This is a genomic window from Vibrio sp. 03_296 (assembly GCF_002265885.1).
The window spans coordinates 57,097-81,678 of record NZ_NPKW01000123.1 but is presented as its reverse complement, the minus strand read 5'-3'; the positions used below and the strand labels follow the sequence as shown (position 1 = coordinate 81,678).

22 protein-coding genes are annotated in these 24,582 nt (G+C 47.6%); 8 read left to right on the top strand and 14 right to left on the bottom strand.

Translation table 11 applies throughout. The features are described from left to right. The first annotated feature begins 2 nt into the window (after positions 1-2). Positions 3-2,363 (top strand): Lon protease family protein, encoded by a 2,361-nt coding sequence (locus tag CIK04_RS15270; RefSeq protein ID WP_039537266.1) that lies wholly within the window; start codon positions 3-5, stop codon positions 2,361-2,363. 322 nt (positions 2,364-2,685) lie between these two features. On the opposite strand, the gene CIK04_RS15265 is transcribed toward CIK04_RS15270, so the two are convergent. From CIK04_RS15265 to CIK04_RS15240, 6 genes are all read right to left on the bottom strand, one after another. Next, complete coding sequence (locus CIK04_RS15265) at positions 2,686-3,963, bottom strand: cytosine deaminase (protein WP_097352218.1); 1,278 nt, start codon at positions 3,961-3,963, stop codon at positions 2,686-2,688. A 9-nt stretch (positions 3,964-3,972) separates the two neighbouring features. Then, on the bottom strand, positions 3,973-5,211 hold the full coding sequence (gene codB / locus CIK04_RS15260) for a cytosine permease (protein ID WP_097352217.1): 1,239 nt from the start codon (positions 5,209-5,211) through the stop codon (positions 3,973-3,975). Between the two features lie 287 nt (positions 5,212-5,498). Continuing rightward, a complete protein-coding gene (locus tag CIK04_RS15255) occupies positions 5,499-6,401 on the bottom strand; it encodes a GyrI-like domain-containing protein (protein ID WP_176463352.1) in 903 nt (300 codons plus the stop codon). Positions 6,402-6,969: 568 nt separating this feature from the next. Continuing rightward, on the bottom strand, positions 6,970-8,316 hold the full coding sequence (locus CIK04_RS15250; protein ID WP_011081708.1) for a magnesium transporter: 1,347 nt from the start codon (positions 8,314-8,316) through the stop codon (positions 6,970-6,972). 140 nt (positions 8,317-8,456) lie between these two features. Beyond that, complete coding sequence (locus CIK04_RS15245) at positions 8,457-9,680, bottom strand: HlyD family secretion protein (protein ID WP_097352216.1); 1,224 nt, start codon at positions 9,678-9,680, stop codon at positions 8,457-8,459. Beyond that, a complete protein-coding gene (locus tag CIK04_RS15240; RefSeq protein ID WP_017421622.1) occupies positions 9,677-10,006 on the bottom strand; it encodes a hypothetical protein in 330 nt (109 codons plus the stop codon). The genes CIK04_RS15245 and CIK04_RS15240 overlap by 4 nt, the downstream gene beginning before the upstream one ends. A 106-nt stretch (positions 10,007-10,112) precedes the next feature. Between CIK04_RS15240 and CIK04_RS15235 the strand changes: the two genes are divergently transcribed. Continuing rightward, on the top strand, positions 10,113-11,123 hold the full coding sequence (locus CIK04_RS15235) for an AraC family transcriptional regulator (protein ID WP_038939606.1): 1,011 nt from the start codon (positions 10,113-10,115) through the stop codon (positions 11,121-11,123). On the opposite strand, the gene CIK04_RS15230 is transcribed toward CIK04_RS15235, so the two are convergent. Continuing rightward, positions 11,120-11,791, bottom strand: coding sequence for a pyridoxamine 5'-phosphate oxidase family protein (locus CIK04_RS15230; RefSeq protein WP_097352215.1), 672 nt, complete (start codon positions 11,789-11,791; stop codon positions 11,120-11,122). The genes CIK04_RS15235 and CIK04_RS15230 overlap by 4 nt on opposite strands. Positions 11,792-11,913: 122 nt before the next feature. Here CIK04_RS15230 and CIK04_RS15225 point away from each other — a divergent pair, with 122 nt between their 5' ends. Both CIK04_RS15225 and CIK04_RS15220 read left to right on the top strand, forming a co-directional pair. After that, a complete protein-coding gene (locus tag CIK04_RS15225; protein ID WP_176463351.1) occupies positions 11,914-13,371 on the top strand; it encodes a PLP-dependent aminotransferase family protein in 1,458 nt (485 codons plus the stop codon). Positions 13,372-13,383: 12 nt separating this feature from the next. Continuing rightward, entirely contained in the window at positions 13,384-14,145 is a 762-nt protein-coding gene (locus CIK04_RS15220) for a class II glutamine amidotransferase (protein WP_038939603.1), read from the top strand. A gap of 13 nt (positions 14,146-14,158) precedes the next feature. Here the strand turns inward: CIK04_RS15220 and yjeH are convergent, their stop codons facing one another. Beyond that, the gene (gene yjeH / locus CIK04_RS15215) at positions 14,159-15,412 is read right to left on the bottom strand and encodes an L-methionine/branched-chain amino acid transporter (RefSeq protein WP_015728177.1); all 1,254 of its coding nucleotides are present in this window, start codon (positions 15,410-15,412) and stop codon (positions 14,159-14,161) included. A 255-nt stretch (positions 15,413-15,667) separates the two neighbouring features. On the opposite strand from yjeH, the gene CIK04_RS15210 reads away from it, so the two are divergent. The 3 genes from CIK04_RS15210 to CIK04_RS15200 are packed head-to-tail and all read left to right on the top strand — an operon-like array spanning position 15,668 to position 17,732. After that, a complete protein-coding gene (locus CIK04_RS15210) occupies positions 15,668-16,126 on the top strand; it encodes an Lrp/AsnC family transcriptional regulator (protein WP_045610537.1) in 459 nt (152 codons plus the stop codon). After that, positions 16,119-17,060, top strand: coding sequence for a LysR family transcriptional regulator (locus tag CIK04_RS15205; RefSeq protein ID WP_097352213.1), 942 nt, complete (start codon positions 16,119-16,121; stop codon positions 17,058-17,060). Before CIK04_RS15210 ends, CIK04_RS15205 begins: the two co-directional genes overlap by 8 nt. 57 nt (positions 17,061-17,117) lie before the next feature. After that, entirely contained in the window at positions 17,118-17,732 is a 615-nt protein-coding gene (locus CIK04_RS15200; protein WP_026050675.1) for a LysE family translocator, read from the top strand. An 83-nt stretch (positions 17,733-17,815) separates the two neighbouring features. Here the strand turns inward: CIK04_RS15200 and CIK04_RS15195 are convergent, their stop codons facing one another. Both CIK04_RS15195 and CIK04_RS15190 read right to left on the bottom strand, forming a co-directional pair. Then, positions 17,816-18,289: a peroxiredoxin gene (locus tag CIK04_RS15195; RefSeq protein WP_017421631.1), complete on the bottom strand. Its 474-nt coding sequence runs from the start codon at positions 18,287-18,289 to the stop codon at positions 17,816-17,818. 191 nt (positions 18,290-18,480) lie between these two features. Next, a complete protein-coding gene (locus CIK04_RS15190) occupies positions 18,481-19,737 on the bottom strand; it encodes an adenylosuccinate synthase (protein WP_097352212.1) in 1,257 nt (418 codons plus the stop codon). A 104-nt stretch (positions 19,738-19,841) separates the two neighbouring features. On the opposite strand from CIK04_RS15190, the gene CIK04_RS15185 reads away from it, so the two are divergent. After that, a complete protein-coding gene (locus CIK04_RS15185) occupies positions 19,842-20,714 on the top strand; it encodes a LysR family transcriptional regulator (protein ID WP_097352283.1) in 873 nt (290 codons plus the stop codon). On the opposite strand, the gene CIK04_RS15180 is transcribed toward CIK04_RS15185, so the two are convergent. The 4 genes from CIK04_RS15180 to CIK04_RS15165 all read right to left on the bottom strand — a co-directional run bounded on the left by CIK04_RS15180 (position 20,711) and on the right by CIK04_RS15165 (position 24,547). Further along, positions 20,711-20,938 (bottom strand): hypothetical protein, encoded by a 228-nt coding sequence (locus CIK04_RS15180; protein WP_011081691.1) that lies wholly within the window; start codon positions 20,936-20,938, stop codon positions 20,711-20,713. The genes CIK04_RS15185 and CIK04_RS15180 overlap by 4 nt on opposite strands. Before the next feature lie 335 nt (positions 20,939-21,273). After that, positions 21,274-22,710, bottom strand: a complete 1,437-nt coding sequence (locus tag CIK04_RS15175) for a glyceraldehyde-3-phosphate dehydrogenase (RefSeq protein ID WP_097352211.1) — start codon at positions 22,708-22,710, stop codon at positions 21,274-21,276. Positions 22,711-23,044: 334 nt separating this feature from the next. Beyond that, the gene (locus CIK04_RS15170) at positions 23,045-24,097 is read right to left on the bottom strand and encodes a sulfate ABC transporter permease (protein ID WP_097352210.1); all 1,053 of its coding nucleotides are present in this window, start codon (positions 24,095-24,097) and stop codon (positions 23,045-23,047) included. Beyond that, complete coding sequence (locus tag CIK04_RS15165) at positions 24,098-24,547, bottom strand: hypothetical protein (protein ID WP_225459864.1); 450 nt, start codon at positions 24,545-24,547, stop codon at positions 24,098-24,100. Positions 24,548-24,582 lie beyond the last annotated feature (35 nt).

Here is a 24,582-nt window from a genome sequence, read left to right as displayed (position 1 = left end):
CTATGGCGATTCAAAGATTATCCGCAGCACAACTCTATTCTGTGGCTGAATTAGAACAACTGCCATGTAAGTCAACCAAGGAGTTGGCTCCGATTGACGAGATTGTGGGGCAAGAACGCGCTCAAAAAGCGGTTGAGTTTGCTATGTCAATCAAGGAAAAAGGTTACAACATCTACGCCATTGGCCAGAATGGCCTAGGTAAGCGTACGATGATTTTGCGCTATTTAAACCGCCATCAACATGACGTGAATGCATTGTATGATTGGTGCTATGTCGCGAACTTCGAAGATATTCGCACCCCAAAAGTGCTCAAGTTACCGCAAGGGGTGGGCGTTCAGTTCCGTAATGATATTGAGAAGCTGATGACCAAGTTGGTCAACGCAATGCCGCTGGCGTTTGATAATGAAATGTATTATTCACGCGCCGATAAGCTGAAAAACCAACTGGTACAAAAGCAGGAACAAGAACTCGAGCGCATTACGAAAGATGCCAAAGAAAAAGGCATTAGCCTGACAATTACCACACAAGGTGATTACCAGTTTGTCGCGTTGAACGGTGAAGAACTGCATACGGAGGAGACTTTTGATGCTCTAAGCCGTAAAGAGCAGGAGTACTTTGGAGCAAGTATCGACGAACTTGAGGTGAACCTTCGTTCGATGGTGCGTAACTTAACCGAATGGGAAGAGTCTTACAGCGAGAAAATCAAAAAGCTCAATGACGATGTCACTCGCGATGTGATTACGCATTTTATCAAGCAACTTAAGCTCGATTATTCACAATATCCAGAGATCAAAACCTATTTAACGGAACTGCAAAAAGACATCATCGAAAACGCCGATATCTTTTTGGAGGAAACGGGTGAGCAAGGTGAAGTGGCCACCGCTTCTCTTGATAAGAAACTGCCGCGCCGCTATAAAGTGAACGTGCTAGTGAGTCGCAAGAAGGGTGAGTTTCCTATTGTGGTAGAAGAAACACCGAACTATCACACGCTGTTTGGCTCAATTGAAACCGCGACATTCAAAGGCACGGTATTTACCGATTTCTCCTTAATTCGTGCGGGTAGCTTGCACAAAGCCAATGGTGGTGTGCTGTTGATGGATGCACAAAAAGTGCTAGAGCAGCCGTATGTGTGGGATGGTCTAAAGCGAGCGCTTCGTTCTCGTCAGCTCAGCTTTACCTCGTTGGAGAAAGAGGTGACTCTCACAGGCGCGGTGTCACTTGATCCGGAACCGATTCCACTCGACATCAAGATCATTTTGTTTGGTGACTATCGCACGTATCAGTTGTTACAACACTACGATCCAGAGTTCAGCGAGCTGTTCCGTGTCACCGCCGATTTTGAAGATGAAATGAAGCGTACACCGGAATCTGAACTTCAGTACGCGCGCTTTATCTCCAGTGTGGTGCACGACAATGGCATGTTGCATTGCGATAAGAAAGCCATTGCGCGCATCATTGAGCACAGCTCTCGTCTGGTGGGCGACCAAGGCAAGCTCTCATTGCATTCGGCGCACATTGCCAATTTGCTACGTGAGTCGAACTATGTGGCCAAGCAGTCTAACTCTAACATGATCCGCATCGGCCACGTTGAGGAGGCTCTGAGCAATCAAGAAATGCGAGTGAGCCGATTGCAAGATGCTGTGATGGAAGGATTTATTAATGGCACCACGTTAATTCGTACCGAAGGTAGTGCGGTGGGCCAAGTAAATGCGCTTTCTGTTTTGAGTACCAGTGATCACGCATTTGGCGCGCCAAACCGTATTACCGCCACTACTTGTTATGGTGATGGTGAGGTGATCGATATTGAACGTAGCGTGGATTTGGGGGGCAGCATTCACTCTAAAGGCGTGATGATATTGTCGGCTTACCTCTCATCGGTATTTGGCCGCAACGCTAAGGTGCCACTGACGACGACGATTACGTTTGAGCAATCGTATGGCGGTGTGGATGGCGACAGCGCCAGCATGGCGGAGTTGTGTGCCGTCGTGTCGGCGTTTTCTAAACAGCCAAACCGACAGGATATCGCGATCACCGGCTCGATGAACCAATTTGGTGAGTCACAGCCGATTGGTGGCGTGAACGAGAAGATCGAAGGCTTCTTTGATGTGTGTGCTATCAAAGGTCGTCATGATCAACAAGGGGTGATTATTCCACGCTCGAATGTGCATAATCTGATGTTGAGACCAGATATTGTTAAAGCCGTAGAAAAAGGCGATTTCCATATTTGGGCGATTGACCATGTCACCGAAGCCATTGAGATCTTTACCGGCAAATCGGCGGGCGAGCCCACCGATGATGGCAGCTACCCAATTGACACTATCTTTGGTATTGCTCAAGCAAAACTCAACGCGCTGAGAAAGTGATAACGAATAAAATCAATATCTTATGTTTTGGTTTTCTAGTAACAAAGACGGCTCCTAAGGGAGCCGTTTAATATTGAATTATTATCATTGATATGAGAGTTGTGAGTGTGACGTTGTTAGTGAATTCTGAAAATTCGCTATCTCTTTTCAGGTTCACTGGGTTGTATTAACACTAGTCGTGATTTTTTAAGTGCGCAAATATTCCACAATTTATTATTAAATTACTTAATATTTATGTGAGATTGATTCCACATTAATGGTGTTGAATGAAAAAATTGGCCCGATGGGCCAATTTCGTCTTCAATGGCATTTATCACCAATGTTAGCGCTGAAAAGTGACTTGCTCACGTTCACTAAGGTTGATGTGCGTTGTCGCAGGTTGTGTTTCTGCAATCACTTTACCGTGACGAACAGAGTAGCGAACCGGTACTTGGCGACGCACGGCATCAAAACCATTTTCCGCAGGAAGGATCAGTAAGCTCCCAGGTTTACCTGCTTCAATGCCGTGTTTGTCTTGAATGTTCAGCGTACGCGCTGAGTTGGTGCTGATCAGATCAAGCGAGTTGTTGATTTGGTCGTACCCCATCACTTGGCAAACATGCAGACCCATGTGCAGCACTTGCAGCATGTTTGCTGTGCCGAGCGGATACCAAGGATCAAACACGTCATCGTGACCAAAACAGACGTTGATGTTGGCGTTGAGCATCTCTTTTACACGAGTCACACCACGACGTTTCGGGTAGTCATCAAAGCGACCTTGAAGGTGGATGTTGACCAGCGGGTTCGCCACGAAGTTGATGCCTGACATGCGCAGCAAACGGAAGAGGCGAGAGGCGTATGCACCGTTGTAAGAGCCCATCGCCGTTGTATGGCTTGCGGTTACCTTGTAGCCCATGTTGAACTTGTGCGCTAACGCCGCCAGAGTTTCAACAAAGCGTGACTGCTCATCATCAATTTCATCACAGTGCACATCGATCAAACGGTCGTATTTTTGTGCCAGTTCAAAAACGTAATGCAGCGACTCAATGCCGTATTCACGAGTAAACTCAAAGTGAGGAATCGCGCCAATCACATCCGCACCTAATTGAACCGCTTCCTCTAGCAACTCTTTGCCGTTCGGGTAAGAAAGAATGCCTTCTTGCGGAAACGCAACGATTTGGATGTCTACCCACTCTTTCATCTCTTCACGCACTTCCACCATCGCTTTTAAGGCAATGAGTGTTGGGTCTGATACGTCAACGTGAGTACGAACGTGTTGCACACCGTTGGCGATTTGCCACTTAAGTGTTTGTTTCGCGCGTGATTTGACATCTTCAATCGACAACGTCTCTTTACGCTCAGCCCAACGCTCGATGCCTTCGAAAAGTGTCCCAGAGATATTCCAGCTTGGCTCACCCGCGGTTTGCGTGGTGTCTAGGTGAATGTGCGGCTCACAGAAAGGGGCGACCGCCATGCCGCCTTCGGCATCAAGAACATCACCGGTGTAATTGAGTTCGACATTGTTGTCTTCAATGCGCGTGAATTGACCATCCTCAATCAAAATTTGCTGGAGACCTTCCTGTCCTTTAAGCGTTGCGTTCTTGATCAATAGTGTTGTCATGATGGTTCCTTACGCTGGCAGCTCGGCCAGTCTCTTTTTATTTAGAATAGGATTGAGAATTAGGTAGCTGATTGTGCCGCCGAGTACCGCATTGACTGGCACTACACCAGGAAGGAAGTGACCTGCGGCCACACCAATCGCTACGGCGATAATGCCAGCCCAGTTGACCGTTTGGAACTCTGCTGCGGCGAAATTGGAATAACGCTTACGGTTGATAAAGAAATCCGCAATGATGACGCCACCAATGGGGGGAATGGCAAGCGACAGGAAGGTTAACCAGCCGACAAAGTTATTGTACAGCCATAGAGCACATAACGTGCCGACCAAACCGTTCACCATGGAGATGTATTTGCTTGGCAAGCCTGTGATGTTTGAGAAGCCTAGACCGGATGCGTAAAGCGCGTTGTCGTTGGTGGTCCAGATATTCAAACCAAGCACAATGATCGCCGGGATAAGCAGACCTTGCGCAATCATCACTTCGGAGATATCGGATTGACCAGTGACTGCCGCGCCCGCAGCACCAAAGATAAACATCAGTGAGTTGCCGATAAAGAATGCCACCATAGTGACCATCACTGCACCTTTTGGCTTTTTGCCGAATCGTACGAAGTCCGCAGTCAGGGTACCCGCGCTGACGAATGAGCCAACCACCATTGCGAGGGCAACAGAGAAGTCCAGCGGTTGCGCAGGTTGTACTTTTTGCAGCTCTGCCACACCACCTACGCTGTTGACTGCTTCGAGCACTGAATATCCGCCGAGCAGGGCAATCGCCGGTACGGCAATGGCAGATAATATCATCAGTGCAGAGATACCGAAGTAAACCGTCGCCGTCATTAATAGACCAGAAATGACGATGAGGGTGTTGGTATCAATGCCTGTCGCTTTGTTGACTGGAATCGCAAACATGGCCACGCCAACACCAAACCAACCGACTTGTGTGCCGCCGAGCAGTGCGGAAGGAAGCCAAGAGCCTTTAGAACCAAAAGAGAAACGAGCGAGAAGGTGAGTAGAGAGACCAGTAGAAGCGCCAATGTAACCAAGAAAAGAAGTGTAAATACCGAGGATGAGGTTACCAATGAGAACAGCGAGGAAGAAATCGTTAAATGAAAGTCCAGTACCGAGTGAACCGCCTGTCCACATACTCGCGGAGAAGAAGGTGAGCCCTAACATCACCATGGTTAAAGACGCGACGCCTTTTCTGGCTGAGTTGGGAACCGGGCCCAAACTGAAGTTATTATCGGCCGCCATTTTTACCTCCACGATACAATAGAATAGTCATTATAGACCCAAATTTTGGGTAAACGGCGCGTATTATGGTGATGAAAATAAGGCTGTCAATGGTGTTTTTGTTAATAAAACGTTTGCATTTTACTTTTTTGGTTTTTTGTTTAGTAAAAACAAATGGATATAATTTTCAATAAATTAAAAATAAAGAGTGGTATTAAGTTTGTTTTATCGCTTATTTTTATGAATTATCTGACATTAATACGTTTTGTTTGTGAGCATGGGTGAGCAGTCGCTCACCCACTTTCGATCTAGGCTGTGACGGCAGTGCAGAAACTGACATCCGCATGCTGGGTCTGCGGATCATAGGAATGATACAACTCAAAGCAAGGACGCTCATCCGACTCCAAGCCACGCTCGACAAGCCGTGCCATCAACTCGTCCCACGCGGTGGCATATTGCGCGTTATCGGTAATAGTTTTACGGATGAACGCATACTCGCCGCCAGGAAAGTCTTTGATTTCGATCTCGCCATTTCCCTCTGCCTTTTCACAGTTGAGCAAGCAGATGTCCGTTCGACATTTGCCCGCAGGGGTAATCTCAGGGTTATCATGATAAATGAAAATACAGGTGTTGCCCGCCAAACCACGCGGTCCTGCCCATTGATATAACTTTTGTGTGGCTGGTTCGTAGTTTTTGCCGTACTCACCAGTGACACGAATATAGGCAATTTTACTGGCTGGGAATGTTTGAATATCCATTGTGCTACTCCATGTTTGTGATTCCCCTCCAGTGTATGAGGGTTCTGTGAGTGCTTCGTGTCCATTCTTGCGCAGCGTGTGTCCTATCTTGCTCTCTTGCAGTACCAGAGCAAACTGTTCAAGCGTTTCACACTGTCGAATCTGTGAGGGCGTAAGTCCAAAATGCTGCCGAAATGCTTTCGCTAAGCTTTGTGAGCTGGAGAATCCATAGTCTAGCGCCACCTCAGTCACGCTGGGTTTGCTGTAAAACAGCAGATTGGCAATCTTTTCCAGTCGAAGGCGACGTAAGTATTCATTAAGCGTCTCACCAGTGACCGCTTTAAAGATACGATGGAAATGGTAAGGAGAAAGGTGGGCCAGCCGAGCAACTTCTTCTAGATTTAGAGGCGTGTCAAAGTGGTTCTCGAGATAGCGGATCACTGGGATCAAACGTTGTTGATAATTGGTTTTCATAATCATGACGGATGGATTGCAATGATGGGTTTTGAATAATGAATCTTTCGATAGCCTAAGAGAATTTGACAAAGAAAGGAAAGTGTTTCGTAGGGAAGTTAGAGCGGACAGATAAAAAAAGAGCCAACCGCAAAAGGTGCGATTGGCTTATATATATGTGAACAAATCAAGTTCACTAACAACGTCAGTTGGCTAGGTGACCCTCGGCTTAATAAGGGTCATGTTTATATAAGCAGAAAGCGTGCCAACTTTTTTTAGCGCTAAATTCCGCGTTTTTACCATGGTTTCTGTGATATTGGTTGCCTAGCTTGCTGTGGTGGTTGCAAATTGCAATTGCGTTTTGCGAATTATAATTAAAACGCTATTGATAGGGTGGTGTAATAACTAAATCTAATAATAAATCTATTTATAAATTGGGTGAGGTGTGTCGCCCTGCGAGTGTAGTGTGATGTCAGTGTGATTTGGGTTGATAAAGTCAAAAGGCAGAATAACGGAACTAAAAACGGAAGCTTCGAGCTTCCGTTTTCTTTCACCTTGAGGTCAAGATACTAAATGCGGTGATGGCTGCCTACAGCAAAACCAAACTGGCTGTGCCAAGAAAGGCAAAGAAACCAACCACATCTGTGACGGTAGTAAGAATCACGGAACCAGCCAGTGCGGGATCCAGATCCAATTTGTCGAGAATGATTGGAATCAGCACGCCAAACATCGCCGCGGTAATAATATTAACGATAATCGCTAATGCGATGGTTCCGCCAAGGAGAGGGGACTGGAACCAAAGAGCCGCAAGCCCACCGATGATGATCGCCCAAAGCAAGCCATTTATCGCACCGATGCCGAACTCGTTTTTGAACAAGGCAAAGCGGTTACCTGGTGTGATCTGATTGAGCGCCATAGCACGAACCATCAGTGTTAAGGTTTGACTACCGGCAATGCCCCCCATCGAAGCGACTATTGGCATCAACACTGCCAGCGCCACCACTTGCGCTATCACGTCTTCAAACAGACCAATGGTGACAGAGGCAAGTATCGCGGTGAGCAAGTTAATCCCGAGCCATACACCGCGTTTTTTCGAACTTTTGATGACTGGTGCGAAGAGGTCGTCCCCTTCGTCCATACCCGTACCAGCCATTAAACGCGCTTCGTAAATTTCCCTTTGTGTGGTGAGGGCAAACTGCCAATCGACCTCGCCAATCAGTGTTTGGTCTTCATCAACCACAGGAAGTGCAGGTAAGGAACTGTGCTCGACGGCTTCGACGGCTTCCGCCAGCGCCATCTTACTACTTAGCAGAATGACAGGGTCGATCACTAAATTCTTGAGTACGGTATGGCCTTCGCTACGCAAAATTTCGTAGTAATTCACAACACCCCGAAACTGTTTCTTTTTATTGATGAGATAGACTTGCTGCGGCGTGTCAAAACTGTATTTTTCCATCAATCGTTTTGCGCGATCAACGGAGATATTAAACGGTAAGGTAATGATTTTTCGCTCAGCCCAACGGCCTAGCTCGTCATCACCGTATTTGTTCGCCAAGTCGAACAGTTCAAGTTCATCTTTTTGAATCAACGACAGTGCTTCGTTGATGATCTCTTCAGGCAATGAATCTGCCCATTCGATCAACGAAAGGTTATCAAGTTTCGCTAAGGTGAGTTTGAGTTCTATCTCAGATAAGGCATTGATGACGGAATAGCGCGCGTCGGCACGCATATCGGTTAGCACATCAATGTGCATTTCCAATGGCAAAGCACGCCACAAGCGCACACGATCATCAACGGGTTGCGATTCTAAAATCAGTGCAATCGAGCCGGATTCGAGACCATGCTCGATGGAATCGTTGAGCAAAACGATCTGCTCAGCATCTTCTGCTTGTGCAATCTGCTCGATCAGTAAGGGTAGATCCTGATATTCGCTCACAAAGTATCCCCCGAAAAATAAAAACAATGAAAATTATAATGTTGGATAAGGTACTGGAAAGTGCGGGGATTTCAAAGGCGGTCGAGAAAATAAAGTGTTGAGAAGGAAAGAGGTAAGACCGCTCAGGGCGGTCTTAATGGTTAGATGGAGTAGAAAAAGTACAACTGAGACTTCATACGGATAATGATGCCGCGAATCACGTCTAAGAAAGCGAGGAAATCAATGGGTTTTTCACCGCTGACCCATGCCAAGCCCACTGAACCGACAGGTAAGTCGTAGCCTTCTGGTTCATCAATTTTTAAACGCACAAAGTGATGCTTGTTGGCGAGGTTTTTGCCAGTGGTCATGCGCACGGAGTCATCCCAACCGAGCAGATTGCCTTGCGCTTCTCCAGTCGCTTCCACGATGCCTTCGACTTCTGCAGAGAAAATTTTTCCGGGGTAGACCGAAGATGCGAACTCCGCCATTTGTCCCGGTTTGATATTGCGAATGGCTTGGTGATTAACACGCATCAAAACGTATTTTTCGTTGGTGTACATTTGCAGCCTTGGCATCATGGAAACACGTTGCCCTTCACGCAAGATGAAGTTAGTGACAAAGCCATCGGCTGGGGCGTAAACCAAGGTGCTGTCCAGATCCCATTGCGCGCGTGCAACTTGCTCTTTCGCCTTGGCAAGATCGGCGGTGCGGGTTTCGACGGCTAACTCTGCCTTGGTAATGTCGAGTTTTGCGCGGCTTGCATCGACTTCTTTCTTCTTCAAGGACGATTGCAAGGTCGCAATGTTCTGTTTCGCCAGTTCCACCGCCGTTGTCTGCTTGTCAATGTCATTCTGCGTGATGGTGTTCTTCACCACTCGGTTTTGTTCGACGTATCGCGTTAATGTTTTGGCTTGCAACTGATGATCGGCTTTCGCTGCTGCCAACTGACTTTTTGATGTTTCTAGGTCTTGCAACGCCGCCTCATAACTCGCCTGAGCAATGGCGATGTCTTCTTGTGCGACTTTGAGAGCCACTTGCGCAGCTTGGCTTGTCACTTGGGCTTGGTTGAGCGCAATTTGATAAGGCGTGTCATCCAGTTGGTAAATGAGCTGACCTTTACTGATCTCTTGATTGGGCGAAATGTAGATTTGTTCAACTTTACCGTTGACGTTGCTGGAGTCTGGGCGCAATTGTATGTGTGGCGATTGCACCACCGAGCCGCCAGAAATGTCCATTGGCGTGAAATTGATCAATCCAACCCAAACAAACATCAACCAAGAAGCCCCCCCTAGGTACGCAAACGACTTGGTCGCTTTGTTCCAAGGCATACCCACCATGCGCAGCAAATAGATGAACAGCGCCCATACCGCTAAACCTTCAATCATTGTGCGTTCTCCTGTTGCTGGGCGTCCGTTTCGGGTGTGCCTTTCCAGGTATCACGCAAATGAATAATCGCTTTGTCCATGTCGACGAAAGCAAGGATGACAGCCAATACCCATACCCAATGCCATAAAAATCCAATCCAGGTAAGGGCGGTAATGAGGCCAATTTGATGATGATCTTTGCTGTGTGCTTTGTTGATCGGAAGCTCGTGAATCTTCCAAAAGCCAAATCCTGCTGCCGCAACACTCGCGACCAATACGACGGTTGCCATCACATGTAAGGCAGTATCCGCGCCTGTTCCAACAAAAGGGACACTAAGTAGACTCATTCATTTCTCCTTTAATCTTTTCGCGTCATTGTGATCAGGATTTGAAAGTCGTCTTCCTTTGTGACAGATTAATTCAAAATTTAGCTCTAATTGACGTGATCTGTTTATGGATATCAAATCTGTGCGCTTCATCCGCGCCATTTCTATAGTGAATCTCTACTTCAATGCGAAGCAGATGTATGGCTTGGACAACGAGCAACTGGTCATTCCGCACTCTGTGTTTAAGCAACCGATGAACCTGATCCCGCTTTCTGAAGTGAACCGGATGTACGCCCAGTTGGAGCAGGTGACTGAACCCGATTTCATTCTTAATTTGACCAGTGGAGTGGACATAGCAAAATTTGGTGCGGTAGGGCGCTGGCTTTTTTCGGGGCATGATCTCTCCACAACCATCCGCCGCATCAACTATGGCGTTAGCTGTCTGCAATCGGGGGCGTTTTTGGCGGGAGCGCAGATTGGCGCCATCCTCAAATGGACTTACGACAATCCGTTTATTCACTCCGATGTGAAAGTTCACGATAGTATTCGCATCGCAGTGTTTATGACCAAAGTATTACGTGAATATCTTGGTGAAGACTTTTGCCCAAAACGGGTGATGATTTCAGGCTCACGACAAAATCGTCAGCGTTATCAAGATTTTTTTGGTTGTGAAATCGGTTGGAATCACAAGCGCACGGAAGTTTGGATTCATTCTGACGAGCGTTTGGCCGTTAGGCAGAAAAAAACAATAGCCAACAAGCGGCTGGCAATGAACTTTGCTGATCTGGATGATTTACTCAACATGCCAGTACCTGACGATGAGCTAAAATCGATTTACGAGCTGGTCAACTACAGCTGTCATTATGGTTTACCAACGCTCAATCGAGTTGCGGAACTGATATCTATGTCAGAACAGCAACTGCAGCGGCGATTGCATGCGCTAGGGCTAAATTTTTCGACGGTTTGTGGATATGTTCTTAGTAATCAAGCGGTCAATGCGCTCACTCAAGGGGTTACCATTGAGGACGTTTCTCGGCGATTAGGTTATACCAATATCGCCAGCTTCAACCGCATGTTTAAGAAACATCGTGGAGTCACGCCCAAAGAGTACCTGCAGCGTTTCCACGATGTTCGTTAGTCGTTCAACGGGGTAGAAAACCATCGTTTCCCATACGCTGATGCGTAATTTGGTTGTGGAATTAGGCCCTCTTGTTCATCCACACCCACTAATGGCCCCACAACGGTTCGATAGGGCAAGATGCCCGCCCAAACGGGGCGATCGAGATCGCTGCTATCGTCATTGACACCAAATGCACTGATTTTCACCGACGCTTCTTCCAATCCGATGGCCAGCAGCTCGGTGGCATTGAGCTCTTTTTCGTTACTTAAGCGAACCTGCTCGGTGCGACCGGGGGCAATCTGCTCAATAAAATGATTCAACAAGCGATCCTTTTCTGTATTCTCTTCTATCACGTTAAATTGACCAAAAACCACCGCGCTTCGGTAGTGCGCACTGTGGTGAAAGGCAGAGCGTGCCAACACCCAGCCATCGAATAATGTAAAGGTCAGGCAGGTGTTTTGCCCTGATCTCAGTGCTTTGATTAAGCGGCTGTTCCGTGCGCCGTGAATATAGACTTGATTGTCGACACGCCAAGCAAGCATCGGAATGACAATGGGTCCCGAGGCATCCGAAATGGCGATGTGAGCGATCAAGCTTTCATCAATGATCCGATGTAACTGCTCGACGTCGTGCACTGCTTTACGTGCCGCTTTTTTAATTTGAGTCCTGTCCGTTGCTGACAACATACTTCTCTCCCTTTAGTGCTCGTGCGAAGTGCTTAGATGACAAGCACAATAAATACAAATTGGTCTATCTATAAGGTCCAATTTTGATTTATGTTTAGATCCAATTGGAAAAGGGACTGACCATGCTACCGATTGAAATCGGCGATCTGACACTGACGCCAAAAACAGGAGTGTTACAGCGAGATCTTTACGACGCTATTCGAGAAAAAATAACGCGCGGGCTTTGGAATAAGCAGGGGCGCTTGCCTGCCACGCGTAAGTTAGCTCAGGCGCTCAATGTGAGCCGCAACACCGTCATCGCGGTGTACGAGCAACTTAGTGCGGAGGGTTACATTGAAAGCCGAGCTGGTTCGGGCTACTACGTCGCGGTTGAGTTACCAGAGCACTATCTGGGAGAGATGGCGATTTCGCCAGCTCAAGAAAAGAGCATTGCGGAATTCACAGCAGAACTTGGACCCATCAAGATCAACCGAGCTTTTGCGCCCGGCGTACCGGATCTGGAAAAATTCCCGCTGCCTGAATGGCAAAAATATCTACAACGCCAACATTCGCGGCGCACCATCTTAGGCAATCAAATCGTCAAAGGGGATTACGCCCTCAGGTGCGCCTTGGTGGATTACTTGGCGTCGAGTCGCTCTGTGAAATGCCAAGCGGAGCAAATCATTATTACCTCTGGCGCGCAGCAGGCACTAACCATTGCTCTGATGTGCGCAAAAGAAGCAAGCGATCGACTGTTAATGGAGCAACCGGGTTACAGTCAAATGCGCAAAGTGGCCTGTTTATTGGGCATGCCGATGGAGCCGCTTAGCGTCGCAGTGAGAAGCGGCATTGATGTTGCTGACGTGCTCGCTTCTAAGTGTCGCTTTGTTTACCTGACGCCGAGCAATCAATACCCGATGGGCACCACCTTAAGCACTGAGCAGAGAGTGCAAATCATTGAGTGGGCCCGAGTGAAACAGCACTGGATTATTGAAGATGACTATGACAGCGAGTTCCAGTTTGCGCATCGCCCCTATACCAGCTTGCAAGGGCTAGCCAGCCAAATTGGCGCTAGTGATCGCGTTATGTATATTGGTTCATTTAGTAAGATCATGTTTAACGGTTTGCGACTTGGCTACCTTGTCCTGCCCCCTGAGCTGGTGGATAGAGGCTGCGAAATCAAAGATGCCTTGAGTGGCGATTCGCCTACCCATACTCAGGCTGCGTTGGCGGAATTTATCGCCGATGGCGCGTTAATGCGTCATATCCGTAAGATGCGTCGCCTCTATGCACAGAAGTACCAAACGATGGTGACGAGCATTGAACGCCATTTTGCTCAGCGCTTGGAAGTGATCAGCCAAGCCGCAGGGTTGCATGTGACCGTACGTTGGTTCGAAGGGCCTTCGGAGCAACAGTGGGCCGCCGCAGGTTTAAAGCAAGGCATTGTGATTCGCCCTTTAAGCTATTATGAAAGTGAAGCCTGCGCGCCACGAGATTGGCAGGGCGCGGTATTAGGATTCGGTAATGTGGCAGAGGAAGAGATTGACGCCAAGCTCGCTCTACTGGCAAGCTTGTTTAAGCAAATATCGTCCCATCAATAAGGAAGCAAATCTATGTGTCGCTGGTTGGCCTACCAAGGAGAGCCTATCTATCTCGACAAACTGGTTTATGAACCAGAACATTCATTAGTGCATCAGAGCCTTGAAGCGAGAAAAGCGGTGACCCGCGTCAATGCCGATGGTTTTGGTTTAGGTTGGTATACCGAGCGGGCAACGCCAGGGCAATTCCATGAGGTACTTCCCGCTTGGGGGGACGAAAATCTGCGTTCATTAGCGCATCACATTCGCTCTCATCGCTTTATGGCTCACGTTCGTTCATCGACGGGCACTTCGGTATCACGTTCTAACTGCCACCCATTCATCCTTGAGCAATGGATGTTTTTACACAATGGTCAGATAGGTCAATTTGCCGCGGTGAAGTTTGCTTTAGAGCGATTACTGCCCGAAGCGATTTACCTCAAACGTCGCGGAACCACAGACAGCGAGCTGATCTTTTTGTTGATGATGAAAAATGGGCTTCAGCATGATCCCTTAAACGCCATTCGACAGACGATTGACGAAGTGAACCAAATCATGCAGGAAAAAGCGATCACAGAGCCGTTTAAAGCGTCGATGTGCATCTCAAACGGTGACGAGTTTTGGGTCGTGAGATACGCCTCGGCAGGCGACCCACCGACGGTGTTTATTCAAGATTGCCAAGATTCGATCATCCTCGCGTCGGAACCACTGGACGGTCAGTGCCGTTGGCAAGTGATTGCGCCCCAAACCATCACCCACATTCAAGGTAGCGCGGTGACTAGTTATCCGATTGCCTAACTTATTGGCTGAGTTAAACCGACTCAGCCTTGTTCATTTGCTTTTTCGCTTGCAGAAAAAACAGAGCAAAAACGCTCAGTGCATACAGCATTGACCAACCAAGACAAACAAACACCAAGGAGCAGAGTATCAATGAGACGCCTGCAAGCCACTTCGCATGGCCATTCAGCAGTTTGAAGGCGGCCAGCATAGCAAGCAGATAGACTAAGACAAAAACGCTATTGGCCAATTTAAGGAAAAACTCTAAATCGAGCCCAGAGATTTCGCCAACAAGACAGGCGAGTGCCAAAACCAACCCCACCACTAAGGTTGCGTTGATGGGCACGCCGCGACGGGAAATTTTTGCCATTTTTCCACTTGGATTATGTTCTCTCGCTTGCGCCCAGATCATGCGTGAGAGGCTCTGGGTATAGAGATTGATGCTGGCAAAACAGGCGGAAAAGCCAATCACGCTGATCAGTGTTTTGACTTGCGTACCAAACAGTTGCTCACTTAGCCAAGGGATCGAAGCACTGTCAAACTCAGCACTACCGTAAGCGCCAAATTTGAGTATCACCACCGAACAAGCCCAGTACGTCACACCCGCGACAAAACAACCAATGACGATAGCGATGGGAAAATCGCGTTGTGGATTTTTAAACTCTTCCCCCATATGAGCAAAGGCTTCGATGCCGACAAAGCACCAAAACATCACCGCCAGTGCTGCGCCAATAGGCAGGAGCGAGTCACTGGTAAGAATGGGCATGTGCAAATCCTCGACACTGACTTCCCCGCGCCATAAGAAAGCGCCAACAAGCGCGAAAATAGCCAGAGCAATCAGCGTTTGTAAGTGTCCGGAAGAGCGTGCGCCGAGCAAGTTGACCGCCACTAATAACGCGACGGTGATCAACTGAGCCATCAAGGCGTGATTGAGTGCGCTAGGCAGTAACTGCTGCAAAAAGCCAGCGGCGAGCGCAATCGCAGCGGGAACCCCGACGGGAATCACCGAGACAAACAGCCATGCCACCGCGCTTTCTAGGCGTTTATCAAACGCTTGGCGAACAAAATAAGCCGTACCACCGGCGTTGGGGTAGCGCTTGCCAAGTTGAGCAAAGGTGAGGGCCACTGGGCAAATAAGCACAAACAGAAACAACCAAGCCCAGAGGGAATATTGACCAGCAATACTGGCGGCGATGGCGGGGATCATAAACAATCCGGTTCCCATCAAGGTGGTGGATAACTGGCCAATTCCTGACAACAGTGTAATTTCTTGTTTGAGTTCACTCATGACACGCTCCCTGTGCCGCTTCCATAGAAAATGAATAATTATGGAAATGGAAGCGCTAACCAAGCATATCGACTTTTGCAGAAAATGGCAGCTAGCAAAGTGATGTTGCGCACCGACATTTTGACGCTTTTGTTGCCAATTGCCGTCAAAGTGGCGGCTCGGGCAAATAGAGCCAAGTGGATTTTCACTGCTTCACTAATTGAGCGTTGTGAGTAGAATGGGAGAGAGATTAGGGATGCTAACCACAGAGAAGAAATGGATAAATTTGATAAACAGCTCCTCACCATACTGAGAAACGATGCACGTAGCTCTGTGACTGACATGGCGAAGGCGGTCAATCTGTCGCGTTCTGCCGTGACGGCCAGAATCAAAAAGTTGGAAAGTGATGGGGTGATCTTGGGTTACCACGCCGATATCGCGGAGGAGAAGGCCAGCGAAAAAATTGCCGCCTATCTGGCGTTGAAGTTTGATACTTCGGCTTCGAGCCATCATTGCGAAGCGTATGCCAAGGAAATTTATCTTATCGATGGAGTGAAGTGGTGCCACGCGATCAGTGGTGAAACGGATATGATGCTCTATGTGGAGGTGACGACCATGACACGGTTGAACCAGATCAGAGAGCAGTTACAAGCCTTCCCAGAACTGAAACACGTTATTACTCATACGGTACTTACGGAGTTCTTTAATACCACCAAAGTGTCTGATTATGCTTAACAACATCAATCTCAATTTACTGCGTTCTTTGCTCGTGTTGCTCGAAGAGTGTCATGTTAGCCGAGCGGCCGACAGATTACACATTACGCAATCTGCGACGAGTCGTCAGTTGGCCCAGTTACGAGAACTTTGCGCTGACCCTCTGTTGGTCAGAGAAGGTAACCGACTTGTTGCGACGCCACACGCAGAAGCGCTGCGTCCTAAGTTAGTGCAGTTACTGAGTGAGTTTGAACACCTCTTTGATCATCAGGCATTTAACCCGCAAGATTGGCAGGGGCAATTGGTGCTCTCGTCGAGCGATTATGTTGCGCAGTTCATTGTACCGACGCTCTCCAGTATTCTGATAGAGCAGGCCCCGCGTCTGACATTGTCCTACCGGCTTTGGCAGCCACAATATTTAGACAGCCTGCTCGACACGGGCATTCATCTGGCATCGACCATGTTGCCATCTCCTCCCAAAGAGCTTTCCTACACGAAAATCGGTGAAGATTACTCGGTGTGTGTGATGCGTCAAGGCCATCCGTTATCGGACAAAGTGGCGTTGAGCTTGGAAGAGATGCTGAGCTACTCGCACATTAAAGTGACTGGCGGTGGTGATAAGGACTCGGCAACCGACAGTGTATTAAGAAAGTTGGGCAAAACACGTCACATTGCATTACAAGTGCCTTTCTTTTCCGCTGCGGTGAACGTCCTGATTCAAAGTGATTACTTGATGGTGGTGCCCGAACATATCGCAGTGAACTTGGCGAAGAGTCAACCTATTTGCCATTGCCCATTGCCGTTTGAAACGGAAATTCATCAATATTGGTTAATGTGGCACCCCAAATACGATCATGACTCAGCTCATCGATGGGCACGAGAGAAGGTAACCCGCGTCATGCTGAGTTGCGAGTATTCAATAGGTATGATTTCAAATCATGGTAATCATGATTAAGTTTGATTTCAGTTCATTTGAAAATTGACTTACTGTGAATCATCACAGGAGAAGATTATGACATTCACAGTTTGGTTATCACTTTTTACGATCTGCATTTTGGGCGCGATGTCGCCGGGGCCAAGTTTGGCGATTGTCGCGAAGCATGCGTTAGCGGGTGGGCGAGCCAATGGTTTGGCCACCAGTTGGGCACACGCTTTTGGCATAGGGATATACGCTTTCGTGACCTTAATTGGTTTGGCGGTGGTGTTACAGCAATCCCCACTCTTGTTCAAAACCATTAGTTACGCAGGTGCGGGCTATTTAGCCTACTTGGGTTACAACGCGCTGCGCTCTAAAGGTGGTGTGGCGGCCAAGTTGGAATCGGGGGAGCAAACGACGGTTTTGCAGTCGGCCAAAGAAGGTTTTTTGATTTCTATTCTCAGTCCGAAAATTGCGCTGTTTTTCATCGCACTGTTTAGCCAGTTTGTGGCGCTGGGGAATGAGTTGAGTAATCAAGTGATTATCGTCGCGACGCCATTTATCGTTGATGGCCTCTGGTATACCTTTATCACCTTGGTGTTATCGAGCTCAAAAGTAGTGGACAAAATTCGCTCCAAAGCACAGTTGATCGATCGCCTGTCAGGCGTGGTGCTGATTTTGCTGGCAGCGCGTGTGGTGATGACGGTGTAATGGCCGAGTAATCGTTAGCTACCGATGAGCAACAAGAAAAACGCAAGCGTCAGAGCTTGCGTTTTGTTTTGGATTTAAGCGGCTTAAAGCGCAGCTAGAATCGTTTCAGCGTTACTCACTTCAAATGATTTTGGCGCTTCCACATTCAGGGTTGTTACCACGCCGTTGTCGATAATCATCGCGTAGCGTTGAGAGCGAAGGCCCCCAAACCCAGCGGTATCCATTTCCAAGCCGAGCGCTTTGGTAAAGCTCGCGTCGCCATCCGCCAGCATCAGAATTTCTTCCGCGTTTTGTGCATCACCCCAGGCTTTCATCACAAACGCATCGTTGACAGAAACGCAGGCAATCAGATCGACCCCTTTCGCCTTAAGTTGATCAGCCAGTACGATATAACCTGGTAAATGTGCTTCTGAACAGGTTGGGGTGAACGCCCCAGGTACGGCGAAAAGCACGACTTTTTTGCCAGCAAACAGCTCTAAAACAGGGTGATGAACCATTCCCTCTTTGGTCAGTTGGCTCAGTGTAGCGTTAGGTAAAGTTTGGCCTTGAGCGATCATGTTATTGTCCTTATTTGACGAATTGAGTTCTCAAGCAGTGTAGTACGAAATCAATCAGTTAAATACGGATGAAAAGCGGGGTTAATCGAGATAGTGCTCTTCACCTAGTTGAGCGCGTTTGGGGAGGGTCGATATCGGTAGAGACAAAAAATCCGGGCGAGCCCGGATTTTTTTAAGCCATTGACTATCGATTAGCGAAGGATCATTTGCTCGCGACCAGGGCCAACAGAGACCATACTCACTGGAACGCCCATCAGTTCTTCAATACGCAATACATATTGCTGAGCGGCTTTAGGCAGATCTTCAAAACGACGGCAGGCAGTGATGTCTTCGCTCCAGCTTGGCATTTTCTCGTAAACCGGTGCTAACGCTGCGGTTTGAGGCCAAATTGGGTTCTCACTGTGATCACCTTGATAAGCCACACAGATTTTCAGATCGTCAAGGCCAGTCAAACAGTCGAGTTTGGTCAGCGCAATTTCAGTTGCGGCTTGCAGTTCAACCCCATTTTTGGTGGCTACGGCATCGAAGTAACCCATATCACGAGGGCGGCCAGTTGTTGCTCCGAACTCGTTCGCCGCTTCACGGAACGCATCTTGCTCTTCCATTGCGGTGATCAGCGTCCCTGTGCCCACCGATGAGCTGAAGGCTTTAGCGACAGCAATAACACGCTCTGGGCGAAGGGCTGGTAAGCCACTACCAATGCCTGCGTAGGCAGAAACCACGTTAGAAGAGGTTGTCCATGGGTATTCGCCATACACTAAATCACGACCTGCACCCAGTTGGGCCTCGAAAAGTAGACTTTGGTTTTCTGCTTGCAGTGCTTTTAAAGGAACAGACACGTTGCAAATCGCATCACGCCAAGGGGCAGATACCTCAAGTAGCCAATCGGCCATCTCTTGCGCCGTTTGCGCAAATTTGAACTCAGGGTAGAGTGCGCGTAGTTGAGGCAGTTTCCAATCCAACATAAATTGCAGGCAATCGACCAACACTTCTGGTTGTTTTAGCCAACCCAGCAAAATGCCTTTTTTCATCACGCGGTCACCGTAAGCCGGAGCAATACCTTGACGAGTGGAACCGTAAGCCTTGTCGCCTAGGCGTTGTTCTTCTAGGGTATCTTCTAGTGCGTGAAGCGGTAGACACAGCGTTGCACGATCAGAAATGCACAGATTCACTTTCACGCCAGATTGTTCAACTTCTGCCAACTCTTGAGTAAGCAGTGCTGGGCTAATTACCATGCCAGGGCCAAGCACCGCAAGGCAACCTGGGTTGAAGACACCACTAGGAAGTTGATGAAGTTTGAATGTACCAAAATGGTTCACTACGGTATGACCTGCGTTGTTCCCACCTTGGAAACGTACGCTAGCCGCTGCGTTTTCTGCTAGAAAATCAACGATGCGGCCTTTACCTTCATCACCCCAGTTTGCACCCACAACAACGATAGACGTCATGACAATTCCTCCGAAATAAGACCAAAGCATCTTAGGGTGATAGTCTTAATAAGAGAAATTAATTATACTCATCAAGTCAATAAGAAACTCATATGGAGTCGGCGGTGTTGGATCTGAACTGGTTGAAGACGTTTATTACCTTGGCGGAAGTGAAACATTTTGGCAAAACTGCCAATGAACTGCACATGACACAACCCAATGTCAGCCTGCATATCAAACAGCTAGAGCAGACAACCAAAGCCAAATTGATCGAACGAAACCCAGTTCAGTTAACGCCAGCGGGGCGTCGATTGTTAAAGTCTGCCAAGTTGATGCTCAATGAGCTGCAAATTTGTCAATCCGATCTCAATGCCATCAATGAATTAACGCAAGGAACACTCTCGATTGCAGCCAGTGACATTGTTTCGCGTTTGCTGCTGATTGAACCTTTTCAACGCTTCAAAAATGACTATCCGGGTATCGATTTAGCCTTGTTTAACACCACCTCTTCTCAAGCTGTCGAATTGGTCAAAAGTGCCCGTGCTGATATTGGTTTTGTGATCGCACAAAAAGAGAGTCAACCGCTACACTTCACGCCTTTGACTCAGATTAAATGGTGTGCGTTTGGTGATGATTTGTTGGATAAAGCATGGGAGATGCAAGATAAGCCCACACTCATCTTGCTTGGGCACGATACTCGTACACGGGAGCTGATTGATGCCTCTTTGCCGAAATTGCATCTGCCTCGTTTTCGAGTGATGGAAGTGGGGAGTGTCGAAGCGCAAATCGATTGGGCAGAGGCTGGATTTGGTACTGCAATTGTGCCGGATTTTTCTTTGCATACCAAAACCACGTTAAGCAGGAAAGTCACGCACTTGGAGGATTTTCCTGCAACCGACTTTGGCTATATCGTGCGACAAAACCAAGTTCTGTCGAAAGCGGCGAAGCAATTACTTGGGTGGGTTGAAGAGTATGCGCAATCGACCGATTGGCATTAACGCGAGACTTCTTCGAACTCACCATCGATGACTCGGTGCTGCTGGCCGTCATCGTGTTGTGTGCGCTGTGCTTGCGCTTGTTGCGCGGCTTGTTTTAGCTGCTTTTCGATTCTTTTTCCGGTGATCAGAGCGACGATGGTCAACGGAATTGCCAAGAGCAAGCTGAACATGAGCGTGAACAGAGCGGTAATCGCAGTCAGTGCAGTCATAATAATGCGGTTCATAAATATTGCCTCTTTGGTTGTTCTATGGAGTCATACTGCGGTGGTGAAGATGAACGAAATATGAATATGATTCAAAAAGTACAAAGCGCTGACATTTGACCAAGTTGGCTCGTCGATGAGGAAAGCCAATATGTGCTTCCACGGCCACAAGGTAAGATCAACACAACGATATGATGGTTAAAAGGCACCTGTATCAGGGGGTACAGGTGCAATGGGGGAGAGATTATTATTGTCGTTATAAGAGAACAAATATTTGAACCAGCGGCTTTGTCGTAGGTAAACAAACCCGCTGGTGGCTTCGTTATCAAGGTGTCGTTAGTTGTGGAGCAAGCTAATTACACACGAGGGAAAGTCTGATAACGAACACCCATCATTTGTTCCATACAGTGAACAACTTGGCAGCTATAGCCAAACTCGTTGTCATACCATATATACAGCACTGCGCGGTTATCTTGTGCAATCGTTGCTTGACCATCCACAACACCCGCATGACGTGAGCCGACCAGATCGCTAGAAACAATCTCTGTCGAATCGGTATAGTCAATTTGTGCAGAAAGTGGTGAAGCCAGCGCCATTTCACGAAGATACTCGTTAAGTTCTTCTTTTGTCGTACCTTTTTCAAGGTTGAGATTAGCAACTGCCATCGATACGTTCGGGGTTGGGACGCGAATCGCATTACCAGTTAAACGCCCGGCCAGTTCAGGCAGTGCCTTCGCTACTGCTTTGGCTGCGCCCGTTGAGGTCAATACCATGTTCAGTGCCGCGCCTCGACCACGACGATCGCCCTTGTGGAAGTTGTCGATCAAGTTTTGATCGTTAGTGTAAGAGTGCACCGTTTCGATGTGACCTGAGATGACGCCATATTTGTCGTTAATCACTTTCAGCACTGGTGTGATGGCGTTGGTGGTGCAACTTGCGGCAGAGATGATGGTGTCGTCTGACTTAATCACATCTTCGTTCACCCCAAATACGACGTTTTTGATATCCCCTTTACCTGGTGCAGTCAGCAGGACTTTCGCAGCGCCTTGGCATTGCAAATGTTGGCCTAAGCCTTCTGCATCACGCCACACGCCAGTATTGTCAACCACTAAGGCGTTTTGAATGCCATATGCGGTGTAGTCGACCTCTTCAGGTTTGTTCGCATAAATGATCTGAACGAAGTTGCCGTTGATCACCAATGCGCTGTTTTCTTCATCAATGACGATACTGCCGTTGAATTGGCCGTGTACAGAGTCACGACGAAGCAAACTTGCGCGTTTTTGCAAATCACCATCTCGTCCACCCCGGACAACAATGGCACGCAGTTTTAGTGGATAGCCAGGGCCACTCTTTTCAATAAGAAGGCGGGTTAATAGACGGCCAATTCGGCCAAAACCGTACAACACAACATCTCGTGATGCGAGCGAAGAACCTACATCCAATGCGCCAATTAACGCGGTTTGTAAGTAGTCATCCAGTGCAGACACATCGTCATGGCTTTCCCAATATTGATGAGCAAGTTGGCCAACATCAACACGACAAGCAGAAATGCTCATGTCACATACTTTTTCGATGATAGGTAGTGTTTGCTCAAGAGAAAGAGGAGTGCCAGTGTAGTGTCGAGCGACACGGTGAGTTTTGAGAATGTCGATGGTGGTTGCATTGATCAGGGTTTTACCAAAAAGAATGATTTCGACACCTTTTTGGCGGTACAGCTTGCCGATAAGTGGAGTGATGGATTCCGCAATCGTTTGGCTGGTTTGCCAGTCTTGGAGATATTTCTCTGGACTCATGTTTGTATTAGACCTTTCACGTTTTTGGGGCTGACCTTACTTTCTGAATGTAGGGGGAACAGAAAGCAGGGATAAGGGTTGTAATAGTCTTGTAATATTTATGTGGCGGGAGTTTACACGGCAAGTTGTTATTCTGCTAGGAAAAATAAAACAGATAAAATGTCTGTAACTGATTGAAATTAAGCCGTAATCTGGTTGGTTTGAACAACGAAATACGTATTGACATTTTCATTCTCAGAAACTTATTTTGTGAAAATAATGTATAAAAGCACTCATGAGTTGTAACGCAATTCAATTATTGCACTTTAAGTAAGACATGGATCGACTTTAACACTCAAAAAGTAAACGATAAGCCGAGGCTAAATAGGTTTACCTCACCAACCAACTCGTTTGGTGGGAGTTGAGGCTGAGTAAAGTGGCCGCTAATCACAGTTTTAGAGCTTTGTATGTAAAGCCATTCGCCATAAACACTCAAATTAGGCAATAGAGAGTATTTCAAGCCTATGCTGTATGTTTCGTTTTCGACAGATTTTCTCCTTTGGCTGTAGGTGATATAGGGTGTGAGATCGTTCCATTGGTAGTTAACGCTGGCATACCAATTGGAGTGATAGCGACTGCTTGTAAGCAACTCAGCAATAAATTGCCACTGTTGCCAGTTGTAAATGGTACCTAGACTAAACAAGGTTAACGCTTGCTCACCTCCAGGAATGATGGTGCTCGCTGGATAGGTTTGTTCAAACACGGTGTGCATGATTGCAGCCCTAACCAGATTTTCATCAAAATCGATTTCGGTGGTGATGCCATAAGCAATGTCGGTGTCGATGATGAGCGGTTCACCATAAAGCACGTAGTCATCGCGGCTCGACTTCGCAACAAAGCTCGCTAGGCGAATCGGAATGTCTGGAGTGAGCCACTTTTGCATGTCCAGTGACAAGCCATCGTAATTGGAGATGCCTAACACGCTTTCATAGACATCGATAGGAGGACGAAGCCATGGGTAAGCCTGTGAGACAAACAAGTATTCAGACATAAGAAAAAGAGGAATCCGCTGACGGCCTATTTTGGTGCTCCAATCATCCCAGCGATATTCCACAAAAGCCCAAGCCAGTGAGGGCTCAGAGAAGTGATCACGAGGTTGCTTGACGACTTGTAGCGATGCTCGCCAGTTTTCATTCATCGACCAATCCAATTGCAGGCCCAAAGTGGTTTCACAGTCGTAGCACCATTCATCAGTAAATTCTTTTTCTTGGATGATCGGCGTCGTTTGATCGCTTTTGCTCGCAGAAAGTGAGCCAAATCCGCTGATGGTGAGTTGGTCCGACAGCGTCCATTCTCCGTAAGCCGGAGAGCAGAGTAGGCACAAGGGTAAAATAAATTTAAGCCTCATTTATTCTTCCTCAGTCGTAAATTGGTAGAGCACATGCACGTCACTGGGTACCTCATTCGCTGGGAAATAAGCAATGCCGGAAGGAGTAATGGCTAGCCATTCCATTACCTCTTTAATGCTTTGTTCCGATAGCTGAAAAGGTTGTTTTGTGCGTCCTGAAAAGGTTTGTTTGGCCCAAATAGCGGCCATTTGTGACGGTGTTTTGTTCAATAAAATTTGATAAAACTGATTACGTTGTTGCGACGAAGCGGGCAAATCGAGCAGTTCAAAAGGAATGCCATCGATTTGCGTCATTTTGCCGCGATAAATCATCTTAACTTGGCTGGTGCTTAAGGTGGGTAGCTGAGGGTTGAGCGAAAAAATGATGTACTGCTCTGAGGCTCTCACAGATAAGGATGAGAGCACACTAATTAATACAACAACGATCACCAACAGACTGAATTTAGGCATTAACCTCACACCGTTTCACCGGTTTCCCGCGATTT

What these genes read in the sequence shown, in the direction of transcription:
- CIK04_RS15270 (WP_039537266.1), top strand. Translation starts at nt 3, where the DNA reads ATGGCGATTCAAAGATTATCCGCAGCACAACTCTATTCTGTGGCTGAA.
- CIK04_RS15265 (WP_097352218.1), bottom strand. Translation starts at nt 3,963, where the DNA reads ATGACAACACTATTGATCAAGAACGCAACGCTTAAAGGACAGGAAGGT.
- codB (WP_097352217.1), bottom strand. Translation starts at nt 5,211, where the DNA reads ATGGCGGCCGATAATAACTTCAGTTTGGGCCCGGTTCCCAACTCAGCC.
- CIK04_RS15255 (WP_176463352.1), bottom strand. Translation starts at nt 6,401, where the DNA reads ATGAAAACCAATTATCAACAACGTTTGATCCCAGTGATCCGCTATCTC.
- CIK04_RS15245 (WP_097352216.1), bottom strand. Translation starts at nt 9,680, where the DNA reads ATGATTGAAGGTTTAGCGGTATGGGCGCTGTTCATCTATTTGCTGCGC.
- CIK04_RS15240 (WP_017421622.1), bottom strand. Translation starts at nt 10,006, where the DNA reads ATGAGTCTACTTAGTGTCCCTTTTGTTGGAACAGGCGCGGATACTGCC.
- CIK04_RS15235 (WP_038939606.1), top strand. Translation starts at nt 10,113, where the DNA reads ATGGATATCAAATCTGTGCGCTTCATCCGCGCCATTTCTATAGTGAAT.
- CIK04_RS15230 (WP_097352215.1), bottom strand. Translation starts at nt 11,791, where the DNA reads ATGTTGTCAGCAACGGACAGGACTCAAATTAAAAAAGCGGCACGTAAA.
- CIK04_RS15225 (WP_176463351.1), top strand. Translation starts at nt 11,914, where the DNA reads ATGCTACCGATTGAAATCGGCGATCTGACACTGACGCCAAAAACAGGA.
- CIK04_RS15220 (WP_038939603.1), top strand. Translation starts at nt 13,384, where the DNA reads ATGTGTCGCTGGTTGGCCTACCAAGGAGAGCCTATCTATCTCGACAAA.
- yjeH (WP_015728177.1), bottom strand. Translation starts at nt 15,412, where the DNA reads ATGAGTGAACTCAAACAAGAAATTACACTGTTGTCAGGAATTGGCCAG.
- CIK04_RS15210 (WP_045610537.1), top strand. Translation starts at nt 15,668, where the DNA reads ATGGATAAATTTGATAAACAGCTCCTCACCATACTGAGAAACGATGCA.
- CIK04_RS15205 (WP_097352213.1), top strand. Translation starts at nt 16,119, where the DNA reads ATGCTTAACAACATCAATCTCAATTTACTGCGTTCTTTGCTCGTGTTG.
- CIK04_RS15200 (WP_026050675.1), top strand. Translation starts at nt 17,118, where the DNA reads ATGACATTCACAGTTTGGTTATCACTTTTTACGATCTGCATTTTGGGC.
- CIK04_RS15195 (WP_017421631.1), bottom strand. Translation starts at nt 18,289, where the DNA reads ATGATCGCTCAAGGCCAAACTTTACCTAACGCTACACTGAGCCAACTG.
- CIK04_RS15190 (WP_097352212.1), bottom strand. Translation starts at nt 19,737, where the DNA reads ATGACGTCTATCGTTGTTGTGGGTGCAAACTGGGGTGATGAAGGTAAA.
- CIK04_RS15180 (WP_011081691.1), bottom strand. Translation starts at nt 20,938, where the DNA reads ATGAACCGCATTATTATGACTGCACTGACTGCGATTACCGCTCTGTTC.
- CIK04_RS15175 (WP_097352211.1), bottom strand. Translation starts at nt 22,710, where the DNA reads ATGAGTCCAGAGAAATATCTCCAAGACTGGCAAACCAGCCAAACGATT.
- CIK04_RS15170 (WP_097352210.1), bottom strand. Translation starts at nt 24,097, where the DNA reads ATGAGGCTTAAATTTATTTTACCCTTGTGCCTACTCTGCTCTCCGGCT.
- CIK04_RS15165 (WP_225459864.1), bottom strand. Translation starts at nt 24,547, where the DNA reads ATGCCTAAATTCAGTCTGTTGGTGATCGTTGTTGTATTAATTAGTGTG.